General features: G+C 64.5%; 22 protein-coding genes. 15 read left to right on the top strand and 7 right to left on the bottom strand.

The genetic code is table 11. The features are described 5' to 3' along the window. The first annotated feature begins 5 nt into the window (after positions 1-5). From mraY to lpxC, 11 genes are all read left to right on the top strand, one after another. Complete coding sequence (gene mraY, locus ACOCG7_RS28465) at positions 6-1,175, top strand: phospho-N-acetylmuramoyl-pentapeptide-transferase (RefSeq protein ID WP_073431285.1); 1,170 nt, start codon at positions 6-8, stop codon at positions 1,173-1,175. Between the two features lie 26 nt (positions 1,176-1,201). Next, complete coding sequence (murD, locus tag ACOCG7_RS28460; RefSeq protein WP_083086464.1) at positions 1,202-2,719, top strand: UDP-N-acetylmuramoyl-L-alanine--D-glutamate ligase; 1,518 nt, start codon at positions 1,202-1,204, stop codon at positions 2,717-2,719. Continuing rightward, positions 2,716-3,996, top strand: coding sequence for a putative lipid II flippase FtsW (ftsW, locus tag ACOCG7_RS28455; protein ID WP_073431283.1), 1,281 nt, complete (start codon positions 2,716-2,718; stop codon positions 3,994-3,996). Before murD ends, ftsW begins: the two co-directional genes overlap by 4 nt. Continuing rightward, the gene (gene murG / locus ACOCG7_RS28450) at positions 3,993-5,123 is read left to right on the top strand and encodes an undecaprenyldiphospho-muramoylpentapeptide beta-N-acetylglucosaminyltransferase (protein WP_083086467.1); all 1,131 of its coding nucleotides are present in this window, start codon (positions 3,993-3,995) and stop codon (positions 5,121-5,123) included. Before ftsW ends, murG begins: the two co-directional genes overlap by 4 nt. Then, positions 5,120-6,520, top strand: coding sequence for a UDP-N-acetylmuramate--L-alanine ligase (murC, locus tag ACOCG7_RS28445; RefSeq protein ID WP_083086469.1), 1,401 nt, complete (start codon positions 5,120-5,122; stop codon positions 6,518-6,520). Before murG ends, murC begins: the two co-directional genes overlap by 4 nt. A 1-nt stretch (position 6,521) precedes the next feature. Beyond that, positions 6,522-7,463 (top strand): D-alanine--D-alanine ligase, encoded by a 942-nt coding sequence (locus tag ACOCG7_RS28440; protein WP_083086471.1) that lies wholly within the window; start codon positions 6,522-6,524, stop codon positions 7,461-7,463. 34 nt (positions 7,464-7,497) lie between these two features. Beyond that, positions 7,498-8,250: a cell division protein FtsQ/DivIB gene (locus tag ACOCG7_RS28435; protein ID WP_073431279.1), complete on the top strand. Its 753-nt coding sequence runs from the start codon at positions 7,498-7,500 to the stop codon at positions 8,248-8,250. Positions 8,251-8,277: 27 nt separating this feature from the next. Further along, complete coding sequence (gene ftsA / locus ACOCG7_RS28430; protein ID WP_007180311.1) at positions 8,278-9,510, top strand: cell division protein FtsA; 1,233 nt, start codon at positions 8,278-8,280, stop codon at positions 9,508-9,510. 132 nt (positions 9,511-9,642) lie between these two features. After that, positions 9,643-10,836 carry a cell division protein FtsZ gene (gene ftsZ / locus ACOCG7_RS28425; RefSeq protein WP_073431278.1) on the top strand — a complete coding sequence of 398 codons (1,194 nt, stop codon included), beginning with the start codon at positions 9,643-9,645 and terminating at the stop codon, positions 10,834-10,836. Positions 10,837-11,085: 249 nt separating this feature from the next. Then, complete coding sequence (locus ACOCG7_RS28420) at positions 11,086-11,589, top strand: peroxiredoxin (RefSeq protein ID WP_114163168.1); 504 nt, start codon at positions 11,086-11,088, stop codon at positions 11,587-11,589. A gap of 297 nt (positions 11,590-11,886) precedes the next feature. Then, on the top strand, positions 11,887-12,804 hold the full coding sequence (gene lpxC / locus ACOCG7_RS28415) for a UDP-3-O-acyl-N-acetylglucosamine deacetylase (protein ID WP_421378177.1): 918 nt from the start codon (positions 11,887-11,889) through the stop codon (positions 12,802-12,804). A 70-nt stretch (positions 12,805-12,874) separates the two neighbouring features. Here lpxC and ACOCG7_RS28410 read toward each other — a convergent pair whose 3' ends face one another. After that, on the bottom strand, positions 12,875-13,360 hold the full coding sequence (locus ACOCG7_RS28410; RefSeq protein WP_073431275.1) for a DciA family protein: 486 nt from the start codon (positions 13,358-13,360) through the stop codon (positions 12,875-12,877). A 290-nt stretch (positions 13,361-13,650) separates the two neighbouring features. Here ACOCG7_RS28410 and secA point away from each other — a divergent pair, with 290 nt between their 5' ends. The 4 genes from secA (at position 13,651) to ACOCG7_RS28390 (ending at position 19,185) form a co-directional block, all read left to right on the top strand. Continuing rightward, positions 13,651-16,464 carry a preprotein translocase subunit SecA gene (gene secA / locus ACOCG7_RS28405; protein WP_073431297.1) on the top strand — a complete coding sequence of 938 codons (2,814 nt, stop codon included), beginning with the start codon at positions 13,651-13,653 and terminating at the stop codon, positions 16,462-16,464. A gap of 150 nt (positions 16,465-16,614) precedes the next feature. After that, a complete protein-coding gene (gene argJ / locus ACOCG7_RS28400; protein WP_073431274.1) occupies positions 16,615-17,856 on the top strand; it encodes a bifunctional glutamate N-acetyltransferase/amino-acid acetyltransferase ArgJ in 1,242 nt (413 codons plus the stop codon). A 40-nt stretch (positions 17,857-17,896) separates the two neighbouring features. Then, complete coding sequence (locus ACOCG7_RS28395) at positions 17,897-18,766, top strand: ATP-binding protein (RefSeq protein WP_421378174.1); 870 nt, start codon at positions 17,897-17,899, stop codon at positions 18,764-18,766. Continuing rightward, positions 18,763-19,185 (top strand): NUDIX domain-containing protein, encoded by a 423-nt coding sequence (locus tag ACOCG7_RS28390; RefSeq protein ID WP_073431272.1) that lies wholly within the window; start codon positions 18,763-18,765, stop codon positions 19,183-19,185. Before ACOCG7_RS28395 ends, ACOCG7_RS28390 begins: the two co-directional genes overlap by 4 nt. Before the next feature lie 74 nt (positions 19,186-19,259). Here the strand turns inward: ACOCG7_RS28390 and yacG are convergent, their stop codons facing one another. The 6 genes from yacG to ACOCG7_RS28360 form a co-directional block, all read right to left on the bottom strand. Then, positions 19,260-19,457, bottom strand: a complete 198-nt coding sequence (gene yacG / locus ACOCG7_RS28385) for a DNA gyrase inhibitor YacG (protein WP_073431271.1) — start codon at positions 19,455-19,457, stop codon at positions 19,260-19,262. Positions 19,458-19,558: 101 nt separating this feature from the next. Beyond that, on the bottom strand, positions 19,559-20,314 hold the full coding sequence (gene zapD / locus ACOCG7_RS28380) for a cell division protein ZapD (RefSeq protein ID WP_073431270.1): 756 nt from the start codon (positions 20,312-20,314) through the stop codon (positions 19,559-19,561). A 194-nt stretch (positions 20,315-20,508) separates the two neighbouring features. Further along, positions 20,509-21,111 (bottom strand): dephospho-CoA kinase, encoded by a 603-nt coding sequence (coaE, locus tag ACOCG7_RS28375; RefSeq protein ID WP_083086477.1) that lies wholly within the window; start codon positions 21,109-21,111, stop codon positions 20,509-20,511. 3 nt (positions 21,112-21,114) lie between these two features. Continuing rightward, positions 21,115-22,056 carry a prepilin peptidase gene (locus ACOCG7_RS28370; RefSeq protein ID WP_073431268.1) on the bottom strand — a complete coding sequence of 314 codons (942 nt, stop codon included), beginning with the start codon at positions 22,054-22,056 and terminating at the stop codon, positions 21,115-21,117. A 28-nt stretch (positions 22,057-22,084) separates the two neighbouring features. Then, positions 22,085-23,314, bottom strand: a complete 1,230-nt coding sequence (locus ACOCG7_RS28365; RefSeq protein ID WP_083086479.1) for a type II secretion system F family protein — start codon at positions 23,312-23,314, stop codon at positions 22,085-22,087. Further along, positions 23,311-24,603: a GspE/PulE family protein gene (locus tag ACOCG7_RS28360; RefSeq protein WP_083086481.1), complete on the bottom strand. Its 1,293-nt coding sequence runs from the start codon at positions 24,601-24,603 to the stop codon at positions 23,311-23,313. Before ACOCG7_RS28360 ends, ACOCG7_RS28365 begins: the two co-directional genes overlap by 4 nt. Positions 24,604-24,689: the final 86 nt, after the last annotated feature.

Below are 24,689 nucleotides of genomic sequence, written 5' to 3'. Positions count from 1 at the left end.
GAAGCATGCTACTGGCGCTGGCGCAATGGCTGCAGAATGACGCAAGCTTCTTGCGCGTGTTCAGTTATCTGACTTTCCGTGCGGTGGCGGCAACCATCACCGCGCTGCTGATCGGGCTCGTCTGCGGCCCGGCGGTGATCCGCAAGCTGACCGCGATGAAGGTCGGCCAGGCCGTCCGCAAGGACGGTCCGCAAACGCACCTCGTCAAATCCGGCACGCCGACCATGGGCGGCGTGCTGATCCTGCTCGGCATCGCCGTGGCCACGCTGCTGTGGGCCGATCTGACCAACCGCTTCATCTGGATCGTGATGCTCGTCACGTTCGGCTTCGGCGTGATTGGTTGGGTCGACGATTACCGCAAGGTGGTCTACAAGGATCCGCGCGGCATGTCGTCGCGCGAGAAGTATTTCTGGCAATCGGTGATCGGTCTGTTCGCGGCCGTGTATCTCGCGTTCAGCGTGTCGGAAGCGAACAACGTGCGCGTGTTCGACCTGTTCATGGCATGGGTGCGAAGCGGCTTGTCGATGGGCTTGCCCGCGCGCGCCGACCTGATGCTGCCGTTCGTCAAGTCGATCAGCTATCCGCTCGGCGTGTGGGGCTTCATCGTGCTGACGTATCTGGTGATCGTCGGCTCCAGCAACGCGGTGAATCTCACCGACGGTCTCGATGGTCTCGTGATCATGCCCGTCGTGCTGGTCGGCGCGTCGCTCGGCGTGTTCGCCTACGTGATGGGCAGCTCGGTCTTCTCGAAATACCTGCTGTTTCCGCATATCCCCGGCGCGGGCGAACTGCTGATCTTCTGCTCGGCGATGGGCGGGGCGGGGCTCGCGTTCCTCTGGTTCAACACGCACCCCGCCCAGATGTTCATGGGCGACGTCGGCGCGCTCGCGCTCGGCGGCGCGCTCGGCACGGTGGCGGTGATCGTGCGCCAGGAAATCGTGCTCTTCATCATGGGCGGCATTTTCGTCGCGGAGACGCTCTCCGTGATGCTGCAGGTTGCGTGGTTCAAATTCACCAAGCGCCGTTTCGGCGAAGGCCGGCGTCTCTTCAAGATGGCGCCGCTGCATCACCATTTCGAGCTGTCGGGGTGGAAGGAAACGCAAGTGGTGGTGCGTTTCTGGATCATCACGCTCATGTTGTGTCTGTTCGGTTTGTCCACGCTCAAACTGCGTTAAGCAGCAGGTATTAGGGGAAGCAGGCGATGTTCGGCGAGAAGTTTCGGGATCGGCAAAAGCCGATGGTGCTCGTGCTGGGACTGGGTGAATCCGGTCTCGCGATGGCGCGCTGGTGCGCGCGGCACGGCTGTCGGCTGCGTGTGGCCGATACGCGCGAGGTGCCGCCGAACCTGTCCGCCCTCGAAGCGCATGCCGTCGACGCCGCATTCGTCGGCGGGCCGTTTTCTCCCGTGTTGCTCGAAGGCGTCGAACTCGTGGCGATCAGCCCCGGCTTGTCGCCGCTCGCGGCCGACCTGCTGCCGTTGATCACGGCGGCGCGCGAGCAGGACATTCCGGTGTGGGGCGAACTCGAATTCTTCTCGCAGGCGCTGCGGACGCTCGGCGAAAGCGGCTACGCGCCGAAGGTCGTCGCGATCACCGGCACCAACGGCAAGACCACGACCACGAGCCTCACGGGCCTGTTGTGCGAACGCGCCGGCAAGAAGGTCGCGGTCGCCGGCAACATCAGCCCGGCTCTGCTCGACAAGCTCACCGAGGCGATCGACAACACCGCGCTGCCCGACGTGTGGGTACTGGAACTATCGAGCTTCCAGCTTGAAACCGCGCACACGTTCAGCCCTGACGCGGCGGTGGTGCTGAACATCACGCAAGACCACCTGGACTGGCACGGCGGCCTCGATGCCTACGCCGCCGCGAAGGGCCGCATCTTCGGTACACAGACCGTGCGCGTGCTGAACCGCGACGACTCGCGCGTCATGGCGCTCGCGCCCTCCGAAGAGAGCGACGCGGCGATCATCACCTTCGGCGTCACCGAGCCGAAGAACGACGGCGATTACGGCTTGCTGCGCGATAACGGCATGGTGTGGCTGGTTCAGGCGCACGATCTCGACGCGAGCGACGAGTCCGCCGCGCCGAAGCGTCGCCGCAAGAACGAAGTGGTCGCGCCGCCGAACATCGCGCTCAAGCGCCTCATGCCCGCGGACGCCTTGCGCATCCGCGGCCTGCACAATGCCGCGAACGCGCTCGCCGCCTATGCGCTCGCGCGCGCGATCGGCTTGCCCGGCGCGCCGCTGTTGCACGGTCTGCGTGAATATCGCGGCGAGCCGCATCGCGTGGAACTGATCGCGTCGATCGACGGCATCGATTACGTCGACGACAGCAAGGGCACCAACGTCGGCGCGACGGTCGCCGCGCTCGACGGCCTCGCGCAGCGCGTCGTGCTGATCGCCGGCGGCGACGGCAAGGGCCAGGATTTCGAACCGCTCGCCGAGCCGGTGACGCGCTGGTGCCGCGCCGTGATGCTGATCGGCCGCGATGCGCCGCTGATCCGCGCCGCGCTGGAACACACCGGCATCGCGCTGACCGATCAGGCCACGCTCGAGGAAGCGACGCGCGCGGCCACCGCGCTGGCGCAGCCCGGCGACGCCGTGCTGCTGTCGCCGGCGTGCGCGAGCTTCGACATGTTCAAGAGTTACGCGCACCGCGCCGCGGTGTTCCGCGGCACCGTGGAAGACATCGCTGCCGAACGGGGGACGATGATATGAGCTGGTCCGAACGATTCGGCTCGCGCACTGGCGGCTCGCGCGAAAGCGCCGGCGCCGTGGGCGGCGCGGCTCGCGCAGCCGGCCGCGCGGACGGCAGCGGCCTCGCGAGCGCTGTCAACGGCGTGCGTCCGCTGCGCTCGCGCATGCTCGACTACGACCACTCGCTGCTGTGGGTGGTCGTCGCGCTGCTGGGTCTTGGCGTCGTGATGGTGTATTCGGCGTCGATCGCGATGCCCGATTCGCCGAAATACGCGTCGTATCGCGACTATGCGTTCCTCGTGCGCCAGATCATTTTCGTGGTGATGGGCTCGGTGATCGGCATCGTGTCGTTCCGCATTCCGATTTCGACGTGGGACAAGTACGCGCCCAAACTCTTCCTGCTCGCGTTGCTTGCGCTCGTGATCGTGCTGATTCCGCACGTCGGCAAGGGCGTGAACGGCGCGCGCCGCTGGATTCCGCTCGGCATCACGAACATGCAGCCGTCGGAAATCATGAAGCTCGCGGTGACGATTTACGCGGCGAACTACACGGTGCGCAAGCAGGAATACATGCACAGCTTCGCCAAGGGCTTCTTGCCGATGGCGGTGGCGGTCGGGCTCGTCGGCGCGTTGCTGCTGCTCGAACCGGATATGGGCGCGTTCATGGTGATCGCGGCGATCGCGATGGGCGTGCTGTTTCTCGGCGGCGTGAACGGCAAGCTGTTCGGCGGCCTCGTGGCCACCGCGGTTGGCACGTTCAGCTTGCTGGTGTGGGCGTCGCCGTGGCGTCGCGAGCGGATCTTCGCGTACCTCGATCCGTGGGACGACCGCTACGCGCAAGGCAAGGCTTATCAATTGACGCACTCGCTGATCGCGTTCGGGCGCGGCGAGTGGTTCGGCGTGGGCCTGGGCGGCAGCGTCGAGAAGCTCAACTATCTGCCGGAAGCGCATACCGACTTCATCCTCGCGGTGATCGGCGAGGAGCTCGGCTTTATCGGCGTGCTGATGGTGATCCTGATGTTCTACTGGATCGTGCGCCGCTCGTTCGAGATCGGCCGTCAGGCGCTCGCGCTCGACCGCACGTTCGCGGGCCTGGTGGCGAAGGGCGTCGGCATCTGGTTCGGCGCGCAGACGTTCATCAACATGGGCGTGAACCTCGGCTTGCTGCCGACCAAGGGGCTCACGCTGCCGCTCGTGAGCTACGGCGGTTCGGGCATCGTGCTGAACTGCGTGGCGGTTGCCGTGTTGATGCGGGTGGATTACGAGAACCGGGTTCTCATGCGCGGAGGAAAAGTATGACCTCCCTGCCGCAACGCACGCTGATGGTGATGGCCGGCGGCACCGGGGGACACGTGTTCCCTGGTCTCGCGGTCGCTCATCTGATGCAGACGTGGGGCTGGAAGGTCGTCTGGCTCGGCAACCCTGCCGGCATGGAAGCGACGCTGGTGCCGAAGCACGGCATCGCGTTGGAATACGTGCGCTTTGGCGGCCTGCGCGGCAAGGGCCTCAAAACCAAGCTGATGCTGCCCGTGAATCTGCTGCGCGCCTGCGCGCAAAGCCTGAGCGTGCTGCGTCGCGTGAAGCCGGATGTCGTGCTCGGCATGGGCGGGTACATCACGTTCCCGGCCGGCTTGATGACAGTATTGAGCGGCCGTCCGCTGGTCTTGCATGAACAGAATTCGATCGCGGGCCTCGCGAACAAAGTGCTCGCGAAGCTCGCGAAACGTGTGCTGGTCGCGTTCCCGAATACGCTGCCGCACGGCGAATGGACCGGCAACCCGATTCGCGCGGAACTTGCACGCGCAATCGCACCCAAAGCACGCTACGCGCAACGCAAGGGCCCGTTGAATGTGCTCGTGGTGGGCGGCAGTCTCGGCGCGGCCGCGTTGAACGAAGTGGTGCCGCGCGCGGTCGCGCTGCTGGCGCCGAACGAACGTCCGCGCATCGTGCATCAGGCGGGCGCGAAGCATATCGACGCGCTGCGCGAGAACTACGCGGAAGCGGGATTGCAAACCGCCGACGGCGAGCAAGCCGGCGTCGAACTCGTCGCCTTCATCGACGACATGACGAGCGCCTACGCGAACGCGGACCTCGTGATTTGCCGCGCGGGCGCGATGACGGTCGCGGAGATTTCAGCGGTCGGCGTGGCGGCGTTTTTCGTGCCGTTTCCGTATGCGGTGGACGATCACCAGACAACCAATGCAGCGTTCCTCGCCGACAACGGCGCGGCGCTTGTCGTGCAGCAACGCGACCTGTCGGCGGAAACGCTCGCCGAATGGTTGCGCAGCCAGACGCGCGAGACCCTCGCGGAAATGGCGGAGCGTTCGCGCTCGCTCGCGAAACCCGACGCCACGGAACAGGTCGCGCAGATTTGCGCGACCGTGGCGGGTTCGATTTCGGGCGCGAGCCCAGAAGGAAAGCAATGAAACACATCGTCAAACACATTCATTTTGTCGGCATCGGCGGTGTCGGCATGAGCGGCATCGCGGAGGTGCTGCTCAATCTCGGCTATCAGGTGAGCGGCTCGGATCTGTCGAAGAACGCCGTGACAGATCGGCTGGCGGCGCTCGGCGCGCGCATCGCGATCGGCCACGCGGCGGAGAACATCGAGGACGCGAACGCGGTGGTCGTCTCCACGGCGGTGCGCAGCGACAACCCCGAAGTGCTGGCCGCGCGCCATCGCCGTATTCCGATCGTGCCGCGCGCGGTGATGCTCGCGGAGTTGATGCGCCTGAAGCAGGGCATCGCGATTGCCGGCACGCACGGCAAGACCACTACCACGTCGCTGGTGGCGAGCGTGCTGGCCGCGGGCGGGCTCGATCCGACCTTCGTGATCGGCGGACGGCTGATCAGCGCGGGCGCGAATGCGCGGCTGGGCACGGGCGACTTCATCGTCGCCGAGGCGGACGAATCGGACGCGTCGTTCCTGAACCTGTTCCCGGTGATCGAGGTCATCACGAACATCGACGCGGATCACATGGACACCTACGGCCACGACTTCGCGCGGCTCAAGCAGGCGTTCATCGAGTTCACGCATCGTCTGCCGTTCTACGGCATTGCCGTGCTGTGCGTCGACGATCCGAGCGTGAAGGAAATCCTGCCGTTCGTGTCGAAGCCGATCATCCGCTACGGCCTGGCGCCCGATGCGCAAGTGCGCGCGGTCAACGTCGAAGCGCGCGGCGGCAAGATGCATTTCACCGCGATGCGCGAAGACGCGCCGCCGCTCGACATCGTGTTGAACCTGCCGGGCGAGCATAACGTGCAGAACGCGTTGGCCGCGATTGCGATTGCGACTGAACTCGAAGTGAAAGATGCCGATATCCAGCGAGCGCTGGCGGATTTCAACGGCGTGGGCCGGCGCTTCCAGCGCTACGGCGAGGTGCCGATCGTGGCCGACGGTAAAACCGGCGCGTACACGCTGGTCGACGACTACGGGCATCACCCGGTTGAAATGGCGGCCACGGTGGCGGCGGCGCGCGGTGCGTTCCCCGGCCGGCGTCTGGTGCTGGCGTTTCAGCCGCACCGCTTCACGCGCACGCGCGATTGCTTCGAGGACTTCGTGAAGGTGCTGTCGACCGTCGACGCGTTGGTGCTCACCGAAGTCTATGCGGCCGGCGAAGCGCCGATCGTCGCCGCGGACGGCCGCGCGTTGGCGCGGGCGCTGCGGGTGGCGGGCAAGGTCGAGCCGGTGTTCGTCGATACGGTGGATGAAGTGCCGGACGCGCTCGCTGCATTGGTGCGCGACGGCGATGTGGTGATCACGATGGGCGCGGGTTCGATCGGCGGTGTGCCGGGTCGTCTCGCGCAGGAAACGAAGGTGTGAGATGAGCAGTATCGACCCTAAACAATTCGGCAAGGTGGCAGTGCTGCTCGGTGGCGATTCCGCCGAGCGCGAGGTGTCGCTCAATTCCGGCCGCCTCGTGCTGCAAGGTCTGCGCGACGCCGGTATCGACGCGCATCCGTTCGATCCGGCCGAGCGTCCGCTCGCCGCGTTGAAGGATGAAGGCTTCGTGCGCGCGTTCAACGCGCTGCACGGCGGCTACGGCGAGAACGGCCAGATCCAGGGCGCACTCGATTTTTACGGCATCCGCTACACGGGAAGCGGCGTGCTCGGCTCGGCGCTCGGTCTCGACAAGTTCCGCACCAAGCTCGTGTGGCAGCAACTGGGCATTCCGACGCCGCCGTTCGAAGCCGTGCTGCGCGGCGACGACTACGAAGCGCGCTCCCACGAGATCGTCGCGAAGCTCGGCTTGCCGCTCTTCGTGAAGCCGGCGAGCGAAGGGTCGAGCGTCGCGGTGATCAAGGTGAAGAGCGCCGACGCATTGCCGGCGGCGCTGATCGAAGCGGTCAAGTACGACAGGATCGTGGTGGTCGAAAAGAGCATCGAGGGCGGCGGCGAGTACACCGCGTGCATCGCCGGCGATCTCGACCTGCCGGTGATCCGCATCGTGCCGGCCGGCGAATTCTACGACTATCACGCGAAGTACATCGCCAACGACACGCAATACCTGATTCCGTGCGGCCTGACGGCGGATGAGGAAGCGCGTCTGAAAGTGCTGGCGCGCCGCGCGTTCGACGTGCTCGGCTGCACCGATTGGGGCCGCGCCGATTTCATGCTCGACGCCGACGGCAACCCGTACTTCCTGGAAGTGAACACGGCGCCCGGCATGACCGATCACTCGCTGCCGCCGAAAGCGGCGCGCGCGGTGGGCATCAGCTATCAGGAACTGGTCGTCGGCGTGTTGGCGCTGACCTTGAAGGACTGAGAAGGACTAAACGGGGCAACTCGAAAGCAACACCATGTGGAACAACGTTCGCCAGCTCAATCTCGCCGCCAACGCATTGCATGCGTTGCTGGTGCTCGTGCTGCTGGCGGCAGGCGGTTACTGGCTGATCCAGCGCCCGAACTTCGCGCTGCACGAGATTCAGATCGACGGCGATACCGAGCACATCAATTCGCCGACGGTGCGCGCCGGTGTGGTCGGGCGTCTGAAGGGCAACTTTTTCACGGTCGATCTCGACGTCGCGCGTCAGGCGTTCGAGCAGATGCCGTGGGTGCGTCACGCGAGCGTGCGGCGCGTCTGGCCGAATGCGCTGGCTGTCACGCTCGAAGAGTACAAACCGCTGGGGACGTGGGGCAGCGATCAACTGGTGAGCGTGGACGGCGAACTGTTCACCGCGAACCAGGGCGAACTCGAAGAGGAGCTGCCTGCATTCGACGGCCCGGACGGAACAGCGAAGGAAGTCGTCGCGCGGTATCACGACTTCCAGAAATGGTTTGCGCCGTTAGGCGCGACGCCCGAGGAAGTGACGCTGTCGCCGCGCTACGCGTGGACGGTGAAGCTGTCGAACGGCATGCAGGTGGAACTTGGACGCGAACGCAATCAGGACACGCTGCTCGATCGCAGCAAGCGCCTGACCGCGGCCTGGAACGCGGTGACGCAACGTTGGGGGAAGGACATTGAGTATGCGGACTTGCGCTATCCGAACGGTTTCGCGATTCGTGCCGCTGGCATGCGCTTCATCAGCGAACCCGACAAGGGCAAGAAGTAAACGGACATCACACGCAATGAGCACGCTATGAGTAAAGACTATAAAGATCTGCTGGTCGCCCTCGACATCGGGACGTCGAAGGTGGTGGCCATCGTCGCCGAGTTGAAGGGCGAGGGTCACTACGAGGTGATCGGTCTCGGCCAGAGCGAATCGAAGGGGCTCAAAAAGGGCGTGGTGGTGAACATTGAGGCCACCGTGCAGTCCATTCAACGTGCGCTCGAAGAAGCGGAGTTGATGGCCGACTGCAAGATCACGAACGTATTCACCGGCATCGCCGGCAGCCATATCCGCAGCTTCAATTCGAGCGGCATGGTGGCGATCAAGGAAAAGGAAGTCACGCAGACGGATGTGGCGCGCGTGATCGAGACGGCGAAGGCGATCAACATCCCGACCGATCAGCAGGTGCTGCACATCCTCACGCAGGAATTCATCATCGACGGCCAGGAAGATGTGCGCGAGCCGATCGGCATGAGCGGCATTCGTCTCGAAGTGAAGGTGCATATCGTCACCGGCGCGGTGAGCGCGGCGCAGAACATCGTCAAGTGCGTGCGCCGTTGCGGGCTCGAAGTGAACGATCTGATCTTGCAGCCGCTGGCGTCGTCGCTGGCGGTGCTGACCGAGGACGAAAAGGAGCTCGGCGTGGTGCTGGTCGATATCGGCGGCGGCACGACGGATATCGCGATTTTCAGCGAAGGCGCGATCCGCCATACGGCGGTGATTCCGATCGCCGGCGACCAGATCACGAGCGATATCGCGATGGCCTTGCGCACGCCGACGCCGGACGCGGAAGACATCAAGGTGGATTACGGCATCGCCAAGCAGGCGCTGGCCGATCCCGACGAAATGATCGAAGTGCCGGGTCTCGGCGAGCGCGGTCCGCGCACGCTGTCGCGCCAGGCGCTGGCGGCGGTGGTCGAGCCGCGTGTCGAGGAACTATTTTCGCTCGTGCAGCAGGTGGTGCGCGAGTCGGGTTACGAGGAACTGCTGAGCTCCGGCGTGGTGCTGACCGGCGGCGCGTCGATGATGCTCGGCATGGTCGAACTGGGCGAGGACATTTTCCTGAAGCCGGTGCGCATCGGCGTGCCGGAATACGCGGGCGGTCTCGCCGACGTGGTGCGCAACCCGCGTTATTCGACGGCGATGGGCCTGCTCGTCGAAGGACGCTCGCAACGCATGCGCGGCCGCAAGGTCGCGGTGCAGTCGGGGTCGATGGGGCAGGTGTTCACGCGAATGAAGGACTGGTTCCTCGGCAACTTCTAACGAATTGGCTTTAAAGAACGGGCTTTAAAAAATACGCGCTGGTGCCGGCGGCCGGCGCGCGACAGGGGGTTGCCCGATCTCCTGCCGAATAACGGCCGAGTGGCTGCAATTTTTTATCTTGACGGAGGCAACATGGAATTCCAGATGCTGGAAACCGAAACGAACGGCACCATCATCAAGGTGATCGGAGTCGGTGGCGCTGGCGGCAATGCCGTTCAGCACATGATCAACAAAGGCGTGCAAGGCGTCGACTTCATCGTGATGAACACGGATGCGCAGGCGCTGTCGCGCTCGCGCGCCACCGCGGTGATCCAGCTCGGCAATACGGGGCTTGGCGCTGGCGCCAAGCCGGAAATGGGCCGCGCGGCAGCGGAAGAAGCGCGTGAACGCATCGCGGATTCGCTGCGCGGCGCGCACATGGTGTTCATCACCGCCGGCATGGGCGGCGGCACGGGCACGGGCGCGGCGCCGGTGGTCGCGCAGATCGCCAAGGAAATGGGCATCTTGACCGTCGGCGTGGTCAGCAAGCCGTTCGAATTCGAAGGCGGCAAGCGGATGCGCGTCGCGGAAGCCGGTTCGCAGCAACTGGAGGATCACGTCGACTCGCTGATCGTCGTTCTGAACGACAAGCTGTTCGAGGTGATGGGCGATGACGCCGAGATGGACAAGTGCTTCCAGTGCGCAGACGACGTTCTGAACAACGCGGTTGCCGGCATCGCGGAAATCATCAACGTCGACGGTCTGGTGAACGTCGACTTCGAGGACGTGAAGACGGTGATGGGCGAGCAGGGCAAGGCGATGATGGGCACGGCGACGGTCGCCGGTGTCGATCGCGCGCGTCTGGCCGCCGAGCAGGCTGTCGCCAGCCCGCTGCTGGAAGGCGTGGATCTGTCGGGCGCGCGTGGCGTGCTGGTGAACATCACGTCGAGCCGTTCGCTGCGTCTGTCGGAAACGCGCGAAGTGATGAACACCATCAAGAGCTATGCGGCGGAAGACGCCACGGTGATCTTCGGCGCGGTGTACGACGATGCAATGGGCGACGCGCTGCGCGTGACGGTCGTGGCAACGGGCTTGGGTCGCGCGGCGAAGAAGCAGCAATCGGCACCGATGACGCTGCTGCGCACCGGCACCGACAACCAGCCGGTCAACGCGCACCACGCCGGCTATACGCCGTCGCACGCGAGCACCGCCGATTACGGCGCGCTGGATACGCCGGCTGTATGGCGCACGTCGCGCGATACGGCGGCGTCGCATGTGCAGGCGTTGCAGGAAAAGGGCGTCGACACGTACGACATTCCGGCGTTCCTGCGCAAGCAGGCGGACTGAGCGCACGAGCAGGCTTTCGTCGCCGCTCTGTTTTAAAAGCGTTGGCGGACGACTGCACGAGCGTGGCGGGTGAACGGCGATCAGGCCGCGTATCGTCGGATTCGCGGCAAGGACAAGTGCCCTCTTCGGATTCGCGAAGCGGATGGGGCGACTGTCGCCGGACGGCGCAGCCTGTGATTGGGCTGACGCTGAAATCACTGCGACACGACGACGTGCGAGCATGCTCCGCATCGATGCAAAGGACTGAGCATGATTCAGGCAGGTGACAAGCTGCCCGACGCGACACTCTTCGAATTCGTCGAAGACGAGCGGGCGGGCTGCACGATCGGGCCTAACAGCTTCGACGTGCGCGAGCAGACGGCGGGCAAGCGCGTGGTGATCTTCGGATTGCCGGGCGCGTTCACGCCGACCTGTTCGGCCAAACATGTACCGGGTTATGTCGAGCATGCCGAGCAGTTTCGCGCGCTTGGCGTCGACGAGATCTGGTGCGTGTCCGTCAACGACGCGTTCGTAATGGGCGCGTGGGGACGCGATCAGCACGCCTCGGGCAAGGTGCGCATGATGGCGGACGGCAGCGCGGCTTTCACGCGGGCACTCGGTTTGGAGCAGGATTTGTCGGCGCGCGGCATGGGAATCCGTTCCCAGCGCTACGCAATGGTGGTCGACGACGGCGTGGTCAAGACGTTGAACGTCGAGGCTGCCGGCAAATTCGAAGTCAGCGATGCAGGGAGTATTCTGGCTACGTTGAGCTAGTCACTCGACGTCGAATCCTTCGCCCCCGGTCACACAGCGGTACGCCGCGAGCGTGTTGTGCAAGGGCAACGACGGATAAGACGCTTTTGTGACATGCCGTTACGCGGGCCGATGACCGGAAACGCCTCCGTTCCGGACATCGGCCCGTCACGCTTTCCCTGGCAGCCGCCCAGCGGGTAATGGAGCGAAACAGATTGATACGTTCCATGCGACGACGCTCCTTAGGGTAATGGAGTATAATTCGTGCTATGGAACAAAAAGTCCCGATTGGGATTTTCAATCGAATAGAAGATCACCATGTTGAAGCAGCGCACTATCAAATCGATCGTCAAGACAGTCGGCATCGGCCTGCATTCCGGCCGTAAAGTCGACTTGACGCTCCGTCCGGCGGCGCCGGATACCGGCATCGTGTTTTCGCGCGTGGATTTGCCCACGCCGGTGGATATTCCCGCATCGGCAATGTCGATTGGCGATACGCGCCTCGCTTCGGTGCTGCAGAAAGACGGCGCGCGCGTGTCGACGGTCGAGCATTTGATGTCCGCCTGCGCCGGTCTCGGCATCGACAATCTTTACGTCGACGTCACCGCCGAGGAAATCCCGATCATGGACGGCAGCGCGGGTTCTTTCGTGTTTCTGATTCAATCGGCCGGTATTGAAGAACAGAACGCGGCGAAGAAATTTATCAAGGTCACCAAGTCAGTCGAAATTCGCGACGGCGATAAATTCGCGCGTCTCGATCCGTATTTCGGTTTCAAGCTCAAATTCACAATCGATTTTCGTCATCCGGCTGTGGATAAAACCGGTCAGGCGCTGGAAGTGGATTTCGCCAATACGTCATACGTGCGGGAAATCGCCCGCGCCCGTACTTTCGGTTTCGCGCATGAAGTCGAAATGATGCGCGAACTCGGCCTGGCGCGCGGCGGCAGCATGGACAACGCGATCGTGCTCGACGAATACCGCATTCTGAACAACGACGGCCTGCGTTACGACGACGAATTCGTGAAGCACAAGATGCTCGACGCGATCGGCGACCTGTATGTGATCGGTCATCCGCTGCTGGCTTCGTACAACGCGTACAAGTCGGGTCACGGCCTGAACAATGCGCTGCTGCGCGAACTGCTGGCGCATGAAGATGCGTACGAAATCGTCACCTTCGACGACCAGCAAAAAGCGCCGCGCGGCTTCGCCTACGAGACGCAGACGGCTTTTGCATAAGCTCTGCGGTTGAAAACCTCGAAGCGAACGGATGATAAACAAGCGGCCCAAACGGGCCGCTTTTTTTTGCTCAGCGATTTCTCCGATGCCGTGCCGCCATTTTCGCCAGCGCTTCCTGTAGCGGCGACGGCGCGAGCGATTCGCTCAACGCGTGCAGCGCGTCGGCGCCGACCGGCGTCATGCGCGCCTGCTTGGCCGGCGGCGGTTCCTTGACAGGCTGCGGCCGCACGCGGATTCGCAGCGCATTCACCGGCCAGCCGCGCTGCTGCAAATCGGATAGCAAGCGCGGCTCGATGTGCCGCAAACGCGCCGCCAAAGCGTTGTGCGCGGCAAACAGCGCCAGCACGCCTTCCTTGATGAAGCTGGGCTCCACGCTGGTTGCCAGATAGTCGGGCAGCAGTTCCCGCAAATCCTTCTCCAGCGCGGCGATCTGCTCGACGCCCGCGCGCAGGGCCGCGAACGCGTCGGTGCGCTTGAGCACCTCGGCGACGGGCTGCGGGCGGCGCGCGTTGAACTGCTTGGGCGGCGGCCTTGAAAAGGACGGAGAACGGCTCATGTTCGATCGTGACGGCGTGTTCGCGCCCCATGCGCGTTCACGCCGCGATTGTACCGCGCGAGACACGTCGCGGTCCGCCTCGAACGGCGCCGCCGGAGCTCGCTGCGACGGGCTTCGGACGCCTTGCCGCCGTCGCACCGCTGACACAGGCGCGGGCGGGGGCGCGTGCTAAAATGCGCGATTCGAATTCACTCTTGGACTAAGCCGCCGAGGCCCTTCCGACCCGGGAGCGCACGTGCATGAACCGCACGCCGCGAACCAGCCGAAGCCGCGACGCAGACACCGATCCGATGACCACCGGCTTTCTACAGAAGATTTTTGGCAGCCGCAATCAGCGGTTAGTCAAGCAATACCAAAAGACCGTCGCGGCGATCAATGCGCTCGAGCCGCAGATCGAGCAATTGGCGGACGATCAACTGCGCGCCAAAACGGGTGAATTCCGCCAGCGCGTCGCGAGCGGCGAATCGCTCGACAAGCTCCTGCCGGAAGCCTTCGCGGTGTGTCGCGAGGCGAGCAAGCGGACGCTGAAAATGCGCCACTTCGACGTGCAACTGATCGGCGGCATGGTCTTGCACTACGGCAAGATCGGCGAAATGCGCACCGGCGAAGGCAAGACGCTCGTCGCCACGCTGCCGGTCTACCTGAACGCGCTGTCGGGCCGCGGCGTGCACGTCGTCACGGTCAACGACTATCTCGCGCAGCGCGATGCCGAATGGATGGCGCGGCTGTACAACTTCCTCGGCATGTCGGTCGGCATCAATCTGTCGCAGATGGATCACGCGGCCAAGCAACAGGCCTACGCCGCCGACATTACCTACGGCACCAACAACGAATTCGGCTTCGACTACCTGCGCGACAACATGGTCTACGAGACCGACGCACGCGTGCAGCGAGCCCTCAATTTCGCGGTGGTCGACGAGGTCGACTCGATCCTGATCGACGAAGCCCGCACGCCGCTGATCATCTCCGGCCAGGCCGAGGATCACACCGAACTCTACGTGCGCATGAACGCGCTGCCGCCGCTGCTCGAACGCCAGATCGGCGAAGAGAAGGCGGACGGCACCGGCGTCGAGAAGCCGGGCGACTACACGCTGGACGAGAAAGGCCGTCAGGTGTTCCTGACGGAATCGGGCCACGAAAAGGCGGAGCGTCTGCTCGCCGAGTGGGGCTTGATCGGCGAGGGCGAAAGCCTGTATGCGCCGCAGAACATCACGCTGATGCACCACGTGTACGCGGCGCTGCGCGCGCACACGCTGTTCTTCAAGGATCAGCACTACGTGGTGCAGAACGGCGAGGTGGTCATCGTCGACGAATTCACCGGCCGTCTGATGTCGGGCCGCCGCTGGTCGGACGGCTTGCACCAGGCCGTCGAGGCGAAGGAACACGTCAAGATCCAGAGCGAGAACCAGACGCTCGCGTCGATTACGTTCCAGAACTACTTCCGCATGTACGCGAAGCTGGCCGGCATGACCGGCACGGCCGATACCGAAGCGTACGAATTCAACGAGATCTACGGGCTCGAGACGGTCGTGATCCCGACCAACCGTCCGCCCAAGCGGATCGACAAGCAGGATCAGATCTACAAGACCGCGAAGGAACGCTACGACGCGGTGATCCGCGACATCCGCGATTGCTATGAGCGCGGGCAGCCGGTGCTGGTCGGCACGACGTCGATCGAAAACTCGGAACTGCTGTCGCATCTGTTGAAGCAGGCCGGCTTGTCGCACGAGGTGCTGAACGCGAAGCAGCACGCGCGTGAAGCGGAGATCGTCGCCGAAGCGGGCCGTCCGAAGCGCATCACGATCGCCACCAACATGGCCGGCCGCGGCACCGACATCGTGCTCGGCGGCAACGCGGAAAAGCAGGCGTCGTTCATCGAACAGGACGAAACGATTCCGGCCGACGAAAAGCAGCGCCGCATCCAGAAGCTGCACGACGAATGGCAGGCGCTGCACGATCAGGTGAAGGCCGCGGGCGGTCTGCACATCATCGGCACCGAGCGTCACGAGTCGCGCCGGATCGACAATCAGTTGCGCGGCCGTGCGGGCCGTCAGGGCGACCCCGGTTCGTCGCGCTTCTATCTGTCGCTGGAAGATCCGCTGCTGCGCATTTTCGCGGGCGACCGCGTGCGCGCGATCATGGATCGCCTGAAGATGCCGGAAGGTGAAGCGATCGAGGCGGGCATCGTGTCGCGCTCGATCGAATCGGCGCAACGCAAGGTGGAAGCGCGCAACTTCGACATTCGCAAGCAATTGCTCGAATACGACGACGTGTCGAACGATCAGCGCAAGGTGATCTACCAGCAACGCAATGAATTGCTCGAAGCGAACGACATCACGGAAACCATCGGCGCCATGCGCCATGGCGTGATCGCCGACATCGTTCATCAGTTCGTGCCGGCCGGCAGCATCGAGGAGCAGTGGGACGTGCCTGAACTGGAGGAAGTGCTGCGCAACGAATGGCAACTCGACCTCGCGATCCAGGAAATGATCAACGAGTCGAACTCGATCAGCGTGGACGAGATTCTCGAAGCGGTCGAAGGCGCCGCGGACGAAGCGTACGAAGCGAAGGTCGAACTGGTCGGCCGCGAATCGTTCAGCGCGTTCGAACGCTCCATCATGTTGCAAACGCTGGATCGCAGTTGGCGCGAACATCTGGCCGCGCTCGATCATCTGCGCCAGGGCATTCACCTGCGCGGCTATGCGCAGAAGAATCCGAAGCAGGAATACAAGCGCGAGGCGTTCGAACTGTTCGCCGCCATGCTCGACGCCGTCAAACTCGAAGTCACCCGCGTGGTGATGAACGTGCAGATCCAGTCGCCGGAGCAACTGGAACAGGCGGCCGAGCAGTTCGAGGAGCAGGGCAGCCACCTCGAAAACGTCGAGTTCCGTCACGCCGAATTCGCCGAGGCCGCCGCCGCGGCGCCCGTTGCCGCCGAGGCGGCCACCGCCGCCATGATCGGCGAGGCGATGAGCCACGGCTCGTCGTCGCACGCGGCGGGCTCGCGTGTCAGCGCAGACGAGGTGCCGAAGGTCGGCCGCAACGACCCGTGCCCGTGCGGCAGCGGCAAGAAGTACAAGCAGTGCCACGGCAAGATCGCGTAATGCCGAAGGCAGCGCGCTTCCGAGCGCGCCGCGTCGTTTTGTACGCTGCTTGCTGTTGATTTCGCGGTGGTTCGGCAACACACCCGAGCCATCAGTTTCCGATCCCTCGATGCCGGCGTCCGCCGGCATTTTCTTCGACAGGTCGCGACCATGGCTGTCAATTTCCCCTCGATCGATCCCGCTCAACTCCATCCCGTCGCCGGCGTCACGCTCGGCTGGGCGGAGGCGAATATCCGCAAGCCGAACCGCAAGGACGTGCTCGTCATTTCCGTCGACGAAGGCGCGACAGTAGGCGGCGTGTTTACGCGGAACCGTTTTTGCGCCGCGCCGGTCACGGTGTGCCGCGAAAATCTGGAGCGCGTGCGTGCGGGCGGCAAGCCGATTCGCGCGCTGGTGATCAACACCGGCAACGCCAATGCGGGTACGGGCGAACCGGGTCTCGCGCATGCGCGCGAAACCTGTGCCGAACTCGCGCGTTTGGCCGACATCGCGCCGGAACAGGTGCTGCCGTTTTCGACGGGCGTGATTCTGGAGCCGCTGCCGGTCGATCGTTTGAAGGCGGGCCTGCCGGCCGCGCTGGCGAACCGCAAGGAAGCGAACTGGTATGACGCGGCGCAGGCGATCATGACCACGGACACGCTGCCGAAGGCCACGTCGCGCCAGGTCACGATCGAAGGCCACACGGTCACGCTAACCGGCATCAGCAAGGGCGCCGGCATGATCAAGCCGAACATGGCGACCATGCTCGGCTTCCTCGCGTTCGACGCCGCGGTTGCGCAGCCGGTGCTCGACGCGCTGGTCAAGCACGTGGCGGACCGCTCGTTCAACTGCATCACGATCGACGGCGATACGTCGACCAACGATTCCTTCATCCTGATCGCGTCGGGCAAATCGAGCCTGCCGGCGATCACCTCCACCGATTCGCCCGCCTACGCAGCGCTGCGCGACGCGGTGACCGAAGTCGCACAAACGCTTGCGCAACTGATCGTGCGCGACGGCGAAGGCGCGACCAAATTCATGACGGTGCATGTCGAAGGCGGTTCGAGCGTCGGCGAATGCCGCCAGATCGCGTACGCGATCGGCCATTCGCCGCTCGTGAAAACGGCTTTTTACGCATCGGATCCAAATCTCGGCCGCATTCTCGCGGCCATCGGCTATGCCGGCGTGGACGATCTCGACGTCGGCAAGATCGATCTGTATCTGGACGACGTGCTGGTCGCGACTGCCGGCGGCCGCAATCCGGCCTACCGCGAGGAAGACGGCCAGCGCGTCATGAAAAAGAGCGAGATCGGCATTCGCGTCGTGCTCGGCCGCGGCAACGCGCAAGCCACGATCTGGACTTGCGATCTGTCGCACGACTACGTGAGCATCAACGCCGACTATCGTTCGTAACCAGGTTCATCACGCGGCTGACGGCCGCTCACTCACAGCCATGGACAAACTCGAACAGTTTCTGACCCGAGCCGAAGCCGTGCTCGTTCGCCTCGAAGCAATGCTTCCGCCCGCCGCACCGCAGATCGACTGGTCGTCGGCGGTCGCTTTTCGCTGGCGCAAGCGCCAGGGGCGCGGCTACTTGCAGCCGGTGCCGGCGATTTCGACCATCACGCTCGAGGACCTGCAAAACATCGATCGCCAGAAAGGCTTGATCGAGCAGAACACGCGTCAATTCGTGCACAAGCAGCCGGCCAACAACGTGCTGCTGACGGGCGCGCGCGGCACGGGCAAGTCGTCGCTGATCAAGGCCTGCCTGAACGCGTATGCGAAAGACGGTTTGCGTCTGATCGAAGTGGACAAGGACGACTTGCACGATCTCGGCGATATCGTCGAGCTGATCGCGCAGCGGCCGGAGCGCTTCGTGGTGTTCTGCGACGATCTCTCGTTCGAGGACGGCGAGTCGGGCTATAAGGCGCTGAAGGTCGCGCTGGACGGCTCGATCGCCGCGCAATCGGACAACGTGCTGATCTACGCGACCTCGAACCGCCGTCATTTGCTGCCCGAGTACATGAGCGACAACGAGACGTACAAGCACACGTCCGACGGCGAAATCCATCCCGGCGAACTGGTCGAGGAAAAGATCTCGCTGTCCGAGCGCTTCGGGCTGTGGGTCAGCTTCTATCCGTTCAAGCAGGACGACTACCTGTCGATCATCGGCCACTGGCTGCGCCATTTCGGTTGCGACGACGCGGAAGTCGAGGCGGCGCGCGGCGATGCGCTGGTGTGGGCGCTCGAACGCGGGTCGCGCTCGGGGCGCGTTGCATGGCAATTCGCGCGCGACTGGTCCGGCCGGAAGCACGAGGCATGAGCGGCGCGCGGAACAACGCCGCGGGCCGTCCGGTGACGGAAGTCGCCGTCGGCGTGCTGATTCAGCCCGACGGCCGGTATCTGCTGGCGCAGCGTCCGGCCGGCAAGCCGTACGAGGGTTATTGGGAGTTTCCGGGCGGCAAGCTGGAGGCGGGCGAGTCGGTCGAAGCGGCGCTGGCTCGCGAACTGCACGAAGAGTTGGGCATCGACGTCAAGGCAAGCCACCTTTGGCATACGCTCGAACACGATTACCCGCATGCGTATGTGCGGCTGTTCTTCTGCAAGGTGACGGACTGGGCCGGCGAGCCGCACGGGCGCGAGGGTCAGGCGTTTGTCTGGCAGGCACTGCCCGCGGATGTCTCGCCTCTGTTGCCGGCGACGATTCCCGTGTTGGAATGGCTCGCGGCTGAGAAAAACTAGCGGAACGACGTGAGGTCGCGAGCGCTGTGCGACGCAGCGTCCGCGTGCGTGGAACAGTGCGCGCGGCGCTGCATTCAGTGCGGGTTGTAGTCCCCGCCCGGCGACTCGTCGGACTGCGCGTCCTGGTCCGAGGCGCCGATCTTGTACTTCTCGGCGGCCCAGGCGCCGAGGTCGATCTGCTTGCAACGATCGGAGCAGAACGGGCGAAAGCGGTTTTCAGGGGTCCAGCGGACATCCTTTCCGCAAGTAGGGCATTTGACGACAGTGGGCATACGGTCAGGCAGTCAATCGCGAATGGAATATAGGTCGAATATAGGGTGCTTCCCGCCGCTTTAAAGGCGCGACCCCGCGATCCGGTTTTACGGGGCGAACGTTACAGGCTGCACAAGGTGAGCTGGAACGGCACGTCGATATCGACGGCGCGCGGACGCAGATCGCCGTCCTGCACGGTGAAACGCACCCACAGCATGTACTTGTTGGCGCTTGCTTCTGGGATCACACGCAATTCAGGTGCCACGCGTACCTGCATCAATTGATACGAACGGCCGGACAGCATTTGCTGATAGCTGCCCTGCATCGCCATGACCTTGGACGCCTGGCCGGATTCGCGCGCGAGACGCAAGACGATCGTGGCGGCATCGCGCAGCGGCAGCAAGGGCGTCACCCATTTGGCAATGTCTTGCCGGCGCTGATCGGGATGAGTTTGCTGCCAGGCGTAGTACGAAGGCAGATCGAACTTGCACGTGCCGCCAGGGATGATCGCTCGGCTGCGGATGCTGGCGAGCCACTCGTTGTCTGCAAGATGCTGGCCGGTTTTCCCTTGCATTTGCGAAAGGCCCGACAAGGTTTGCTCGATTTCGCCGAGCACCGCTTCGAGCGCGTTCTGCTCGATTCCCGGATTGCCCCGAAACGGCGCGAGCGTTTGCCGTTGACGCTCGAGTTCCTTCATCAGATCCGACTTCAGATCCGCGCGACCCGCTACCTCTGAGATTTCGAACAGCGTTGTCAGTGCAACGTGATGTTCCCTGGCGTCTTCCTGCGTCAGAAAGAACGTGAAGCGCTCGAACAGATCTTCGAGGCGCAATAGCGTCCGGATTCGCTCGTTGAAGGGATACTCGTAAAGGATCAAGCGGGCTCGCCTCGGGCGTGGTCGGTGACGGGAATGCAGGACATTCTAATGCCGTGGGACTACCCTAGCAATCACGCACTTTCTTGGCACGTTTTCGCAACTTCCTTCACGTGTTTCGGGCAGTTTTCTGCGTGCTTCGGCTCGCGTGACGCGGCAAAGTTCAACGCAGGAGCGGAGATGTGGGCGCGTGCCGCTCACGCGCCCGCGAGCGACAGGTACACGCAATGCTGAGCGTCGACTTGCGCCTTGAGTGCATCGAACGGCACGTTGTCGTTGTCGATCACGTCGTCGGCTGCGGCGAGGCGCGCTTCGCGCGTCGCCTGGCGGCCGATGATCGCCAGCACCTGTTCGCGGCTGAAACCATTGCGAAGCATCACGCGCGAGATTTGCGTGTCGACGCTGCAATCCACAGTCAAAACGCGGTTCACGCGCGTTTTCCAGTTGCCGGACTCCACGAGCAGCGGCACGACTACGATGACGTACGGTCCCTGTGCGTCCCGCTGCTCCCGTTCGGTTTCCGCGCGAATCAACGGATGCGTGATGGCTTCGAGCCGCTTGCGCGCGCCTTCGTCGCTGAACACCAGGGCGCGCATGCGGGCGCGGTCGAGCGAGCCGTCCGCCGCGACGAACACATTGCCGAACTCGGCGGCGATTTGCGGCATCGCCATGCCATGCGGCGCGGTGATGCGGTGCGCGATCCGATCCGTGTCGACAAGCGGTACGCCATGCGCGGCGAATAGATCGGCCACGGTGGATTTGCCGCTGCCGATGCCGCCGGTCAGTCCCACAACGAACATGCTTCAGCCTCCCAGAACCATGAAAAGCGGTGTGCCGACGAACAGCGTAACAGCGCCGCCGGCCGCGAGAAAAGGCCCAAACGGCAATGGTTCCGCGAAGCGCATGCGGCCGCGCCATGTGGCCGCGAGACCGACCACCGCGCCGGTCAGCGCGGCGATCAGCACGATCTGCAGCAGCGCGGCCCAGCCGAGCCACGCACCGAGCGCCGCCAGCAGTTTGAAATCGCCATAACCCATGCCTTCGACGCCGCGCACCAGCCGGAATAACCAATGCACGGCCCACAGCACCAGGTAGCCGAAAATCGCGCCGAGCACCGCGTCATGGAGGCTCGCGAACATGCCGTTGAAGTTGACGATGAGACCCGCCCACAAGAGCGGCAGCGTCATCGAGTCAGGCAGTAGATGCGTGTCGATGTCGATCGCGCTCATCGCGAGCAGCGCCGCGCAGAGTCCGAACGCGGCGAGCGCCGTGCCGGTCGGGCCGAACAGCGCGAGCGCGCCTGCCGCGAGCGCGGCGCTGGCGATTTCGATGGCCGGATAGCGCAGGCTCACGCGCGCCTTGCATGCCGAGCAGCGCCCGCGCAGCAGCACGTAGCTCAGCACCGGCAGGTTCTCCCATGCGCTGAGGACATGACCGCAGTGTGGGCACGCGCTGCGCGGCACCCACAGGTTGTAGCGCGCCGGCAGGCCGTCTTGTTCCACCGGCTTATCGGTGGCCTCGCTGATTTCCTCGCGCCATGCGCGTTCGAGCATGATCGGCACCCGATGCACGACGACGTTCAGGAAGCTGCCGATCACGAGGCCGAACACGATCGCGAACGTGAACTGAACGCCGGCCGGCAAGCTGCCGAACGCGAGGCCGAGACCCGTTGCGACATGACCGGGCAGTAGACTCGAAAGCAGGCTGGAAGAGGTTTCTGGCACGAGTGGAAGAGTCGCCTGCATAGGTAAAGGGGGGGATTCGGCTGCGATGCTACACCACGTTGCCGAGTTGAATAATGGGAAGATACATCGCGATCACGAGGCCGCCGACCAGCGCACCCAGCACGATGATCACAAGCGGCTCGCACAGGCTTGCCAGTGTGCCGATCTTTTCGTCTACCTGACGATCGGCGAGCGCGGCCACGTCGAGCAGCATGGTGTCGAGGGCGCCGGATTCCTCGGCAACCGCAACCGGCTGCACGATCTCCGGCGGAAAGCAATGCGCCGCGCGCATTGCCGCTGCGAGCCGTTCGCCGCGCCGCAGCCGCGCGGCGATCTCGACGGTGGCGCGGTCGAAGAACGCGTTGCCGGTGGCGTGCGTCAGGGAATCGAACGCGTCGGCGAGCGGCGTGCCGGCCGACAGCAAGGTGCCGAGCGCGCGGCTCCAGCGCGCCGCGCACAACGTGCCGAGCAACGGACCGGCGACCGGTATTTTCAGCGACGAGCGCGCGAAGCGCAGGCGCGCCGCTTCAGAGGTTCGTAGCAGAAAGGTCATAGCCGAGCTTGCCGCGAAGAGCATGGCGATCACCGGTATGCTCCAGCGCGCCGCGCCGGCCGATAGCGCCAGCACGAACTGCGTCGGCGCGGGCAGTTTGGCGCCGAAGCCGTCGAAGATCTGCTTGAAGGTCGGCACGACCCATATCAGCAACGCCGCGGTAATCGCCAACGCCAGCAACAGAATCGCAAGCGGATAGGTCAGGGCGGCGCGCACCTTCGCGCGTTGCGCGGCGGCGCGTTCCCGGTCATCGGCGATGCGGGCGAGGACGGCGGCGAGCGCGCCCGCTGCTTCGCCCACTTCGACGAGCTGACAGTACAGCGCATTGAATTGCGCCGGATGCCGCTGCAATGCCGCCGAGAAACGCAAGCCGCCGGTGATGTCGCGCGCCAGTGCGCCGATGATGCGCGGCATGCCTTGCCGCCGCGAAGTCTGCGCTTGCGCCAGCAGCTCCAGCGCGGACGCGAGCGGCAGACCGGCGCGCAGCAGGCTGGCGAGCTGCCGGGTGAAGAGCGTGACGTCCGCGGCGCGGGCTTTCGCGCGCGGCGCCGGCCCCTGCGCCGTGAGTTCGACGACGAACAGGTTGTCGCGCTTGAGCATCGCGCGCGCGGAACCGGCGTCCGGCGCGATGAGCGCGCCGTTTTTCCTTGCACCGTTGCCGTCGACGCCGCGCCATTTGAAGCGCACGTCGGCCGCTAGCGGCGGACGGGGCGTGACGGCGCTCATGCAACCTCGGTGGCCGCGAGCGCTTCGGCGAGACTCGTGGTGCCGTCGCGTACACGGGCCAGCGCCGCGTCGCGCAAGGTGGCCACCTGCTCGGTTTGCGCGAGCCGAGCGAGTTCATGCGTGCCCGCGCTCGCCACGATCATTTCACGCATCGCATCGGAGACGGGCATCACCTGATGCACGCCGACACGGCCGCGGTAGCCGATACCGTGGCATCCCGCGCATCCCGTGGCGGCGTAGGGTTCCCAGCCGTCGAGTTGGTCGTCGGTGAAGCCGGCTGCCCGAAGCGCCGCTGCCGATTGCGGCGCGGGCGCGCGGCAAGCAGCGCAGAGTCGCCGCACCAGCCGCTGCGCGGTCACCAGCCGCAGCGCCGCTGCCAGGTTGTACGGCTCGACGCCGATGTCGATCAGGCGCGCGATGGCGGCGGGCGCGTCGTTCGTATGCAAGGTGGACAGGACGAGATGGCCGGTCTGCGCGGCTTTTACCGCGACGTCGGCCGTTTCCTCGTCGCGGATCTCGCCGACCATGATCACGTCCGGGTCCTGCCGAAGAAACGCGCGCAACGCCACCGCGAAAGTCAGCCCGGCTTTTTCGCGCACGCTGACCTGATTGATGCCGGCCAATTGAATCTCCGCCGGGTCTTCCACTGAACAGAGATTGCGTGCCTCGCCGTTGAGCAGATTCAGGAAGCAATACAGCGACAGCGTTTTGCCGCTGCCGGTGGGCCCGGTGACGAGCACGAGGCCATGCGGCGCGCGAATCGCGGCATCGACGGTTTCACGTTGCCGCGGATCGAGGCCGAGCGAGTCGAGGGAAAGATCGGCGGGCAGCGCGTCGAGCCGACGCAACACCAGCTTTTCCCCGAACAGGGTCGGCAGCGAGTTGACGCGATAGTCCTCGACCCGTCCCGGCGACGTGGCGATGCGTAGTCGGCCGTCTTGCGGCACCCGGCGCTCGGCGATGTCCATGCGCGCCAGCACCTTCACGCGCGTGATGAAGGCGTCGCGCAGATGCGCGGGCGGCTGTGGTATTGCATGCAGCACGCCGTCGATTCGCAGACGCATGCGCCAGCCGTGTTCGGCCGGCTCGATGTGCAGGTCCGACGCGTTGCGGCGGGTGGCTTCCTGCAGCGTGTCGGTCAACAGCCGCACGGCGGGGGCGTTGTCCGGATCGGTGAGATTGGCGCTGGCGTCGGGCGTGAATGCCTTGGGCTTCGCCTTGGCGGCGCTTTCGCTATTGAACGCGACGGGGCGCAACGATGCCGCTGCGGGTTGAAAAGAAGCTTGCATGAGATTCGGTGATGAGCCGCCTGTGGAACGTGACGGCTTCATCATCCGGTATGGCGGCGGCCGTCGCCATTCAGCCATTCGGCTAA

Origin of the sequence: Paraburkholderia sp. DD10 (assembly GCF_049177125.1) — a bacterium.
Classification (GTDB): domain Bacteria; phylum Pseudomonadota; class Gammaproteobacteria; order Burkholderiales; family Burkholderiaceae; genus Paraburkholderia; species Paraburkholderia terricola.
The sequence above is the reverse complement of the archived record's forward strand: the minus strand, read 5'-3'. Positions and strand labels throughout refer to the sequence as shown.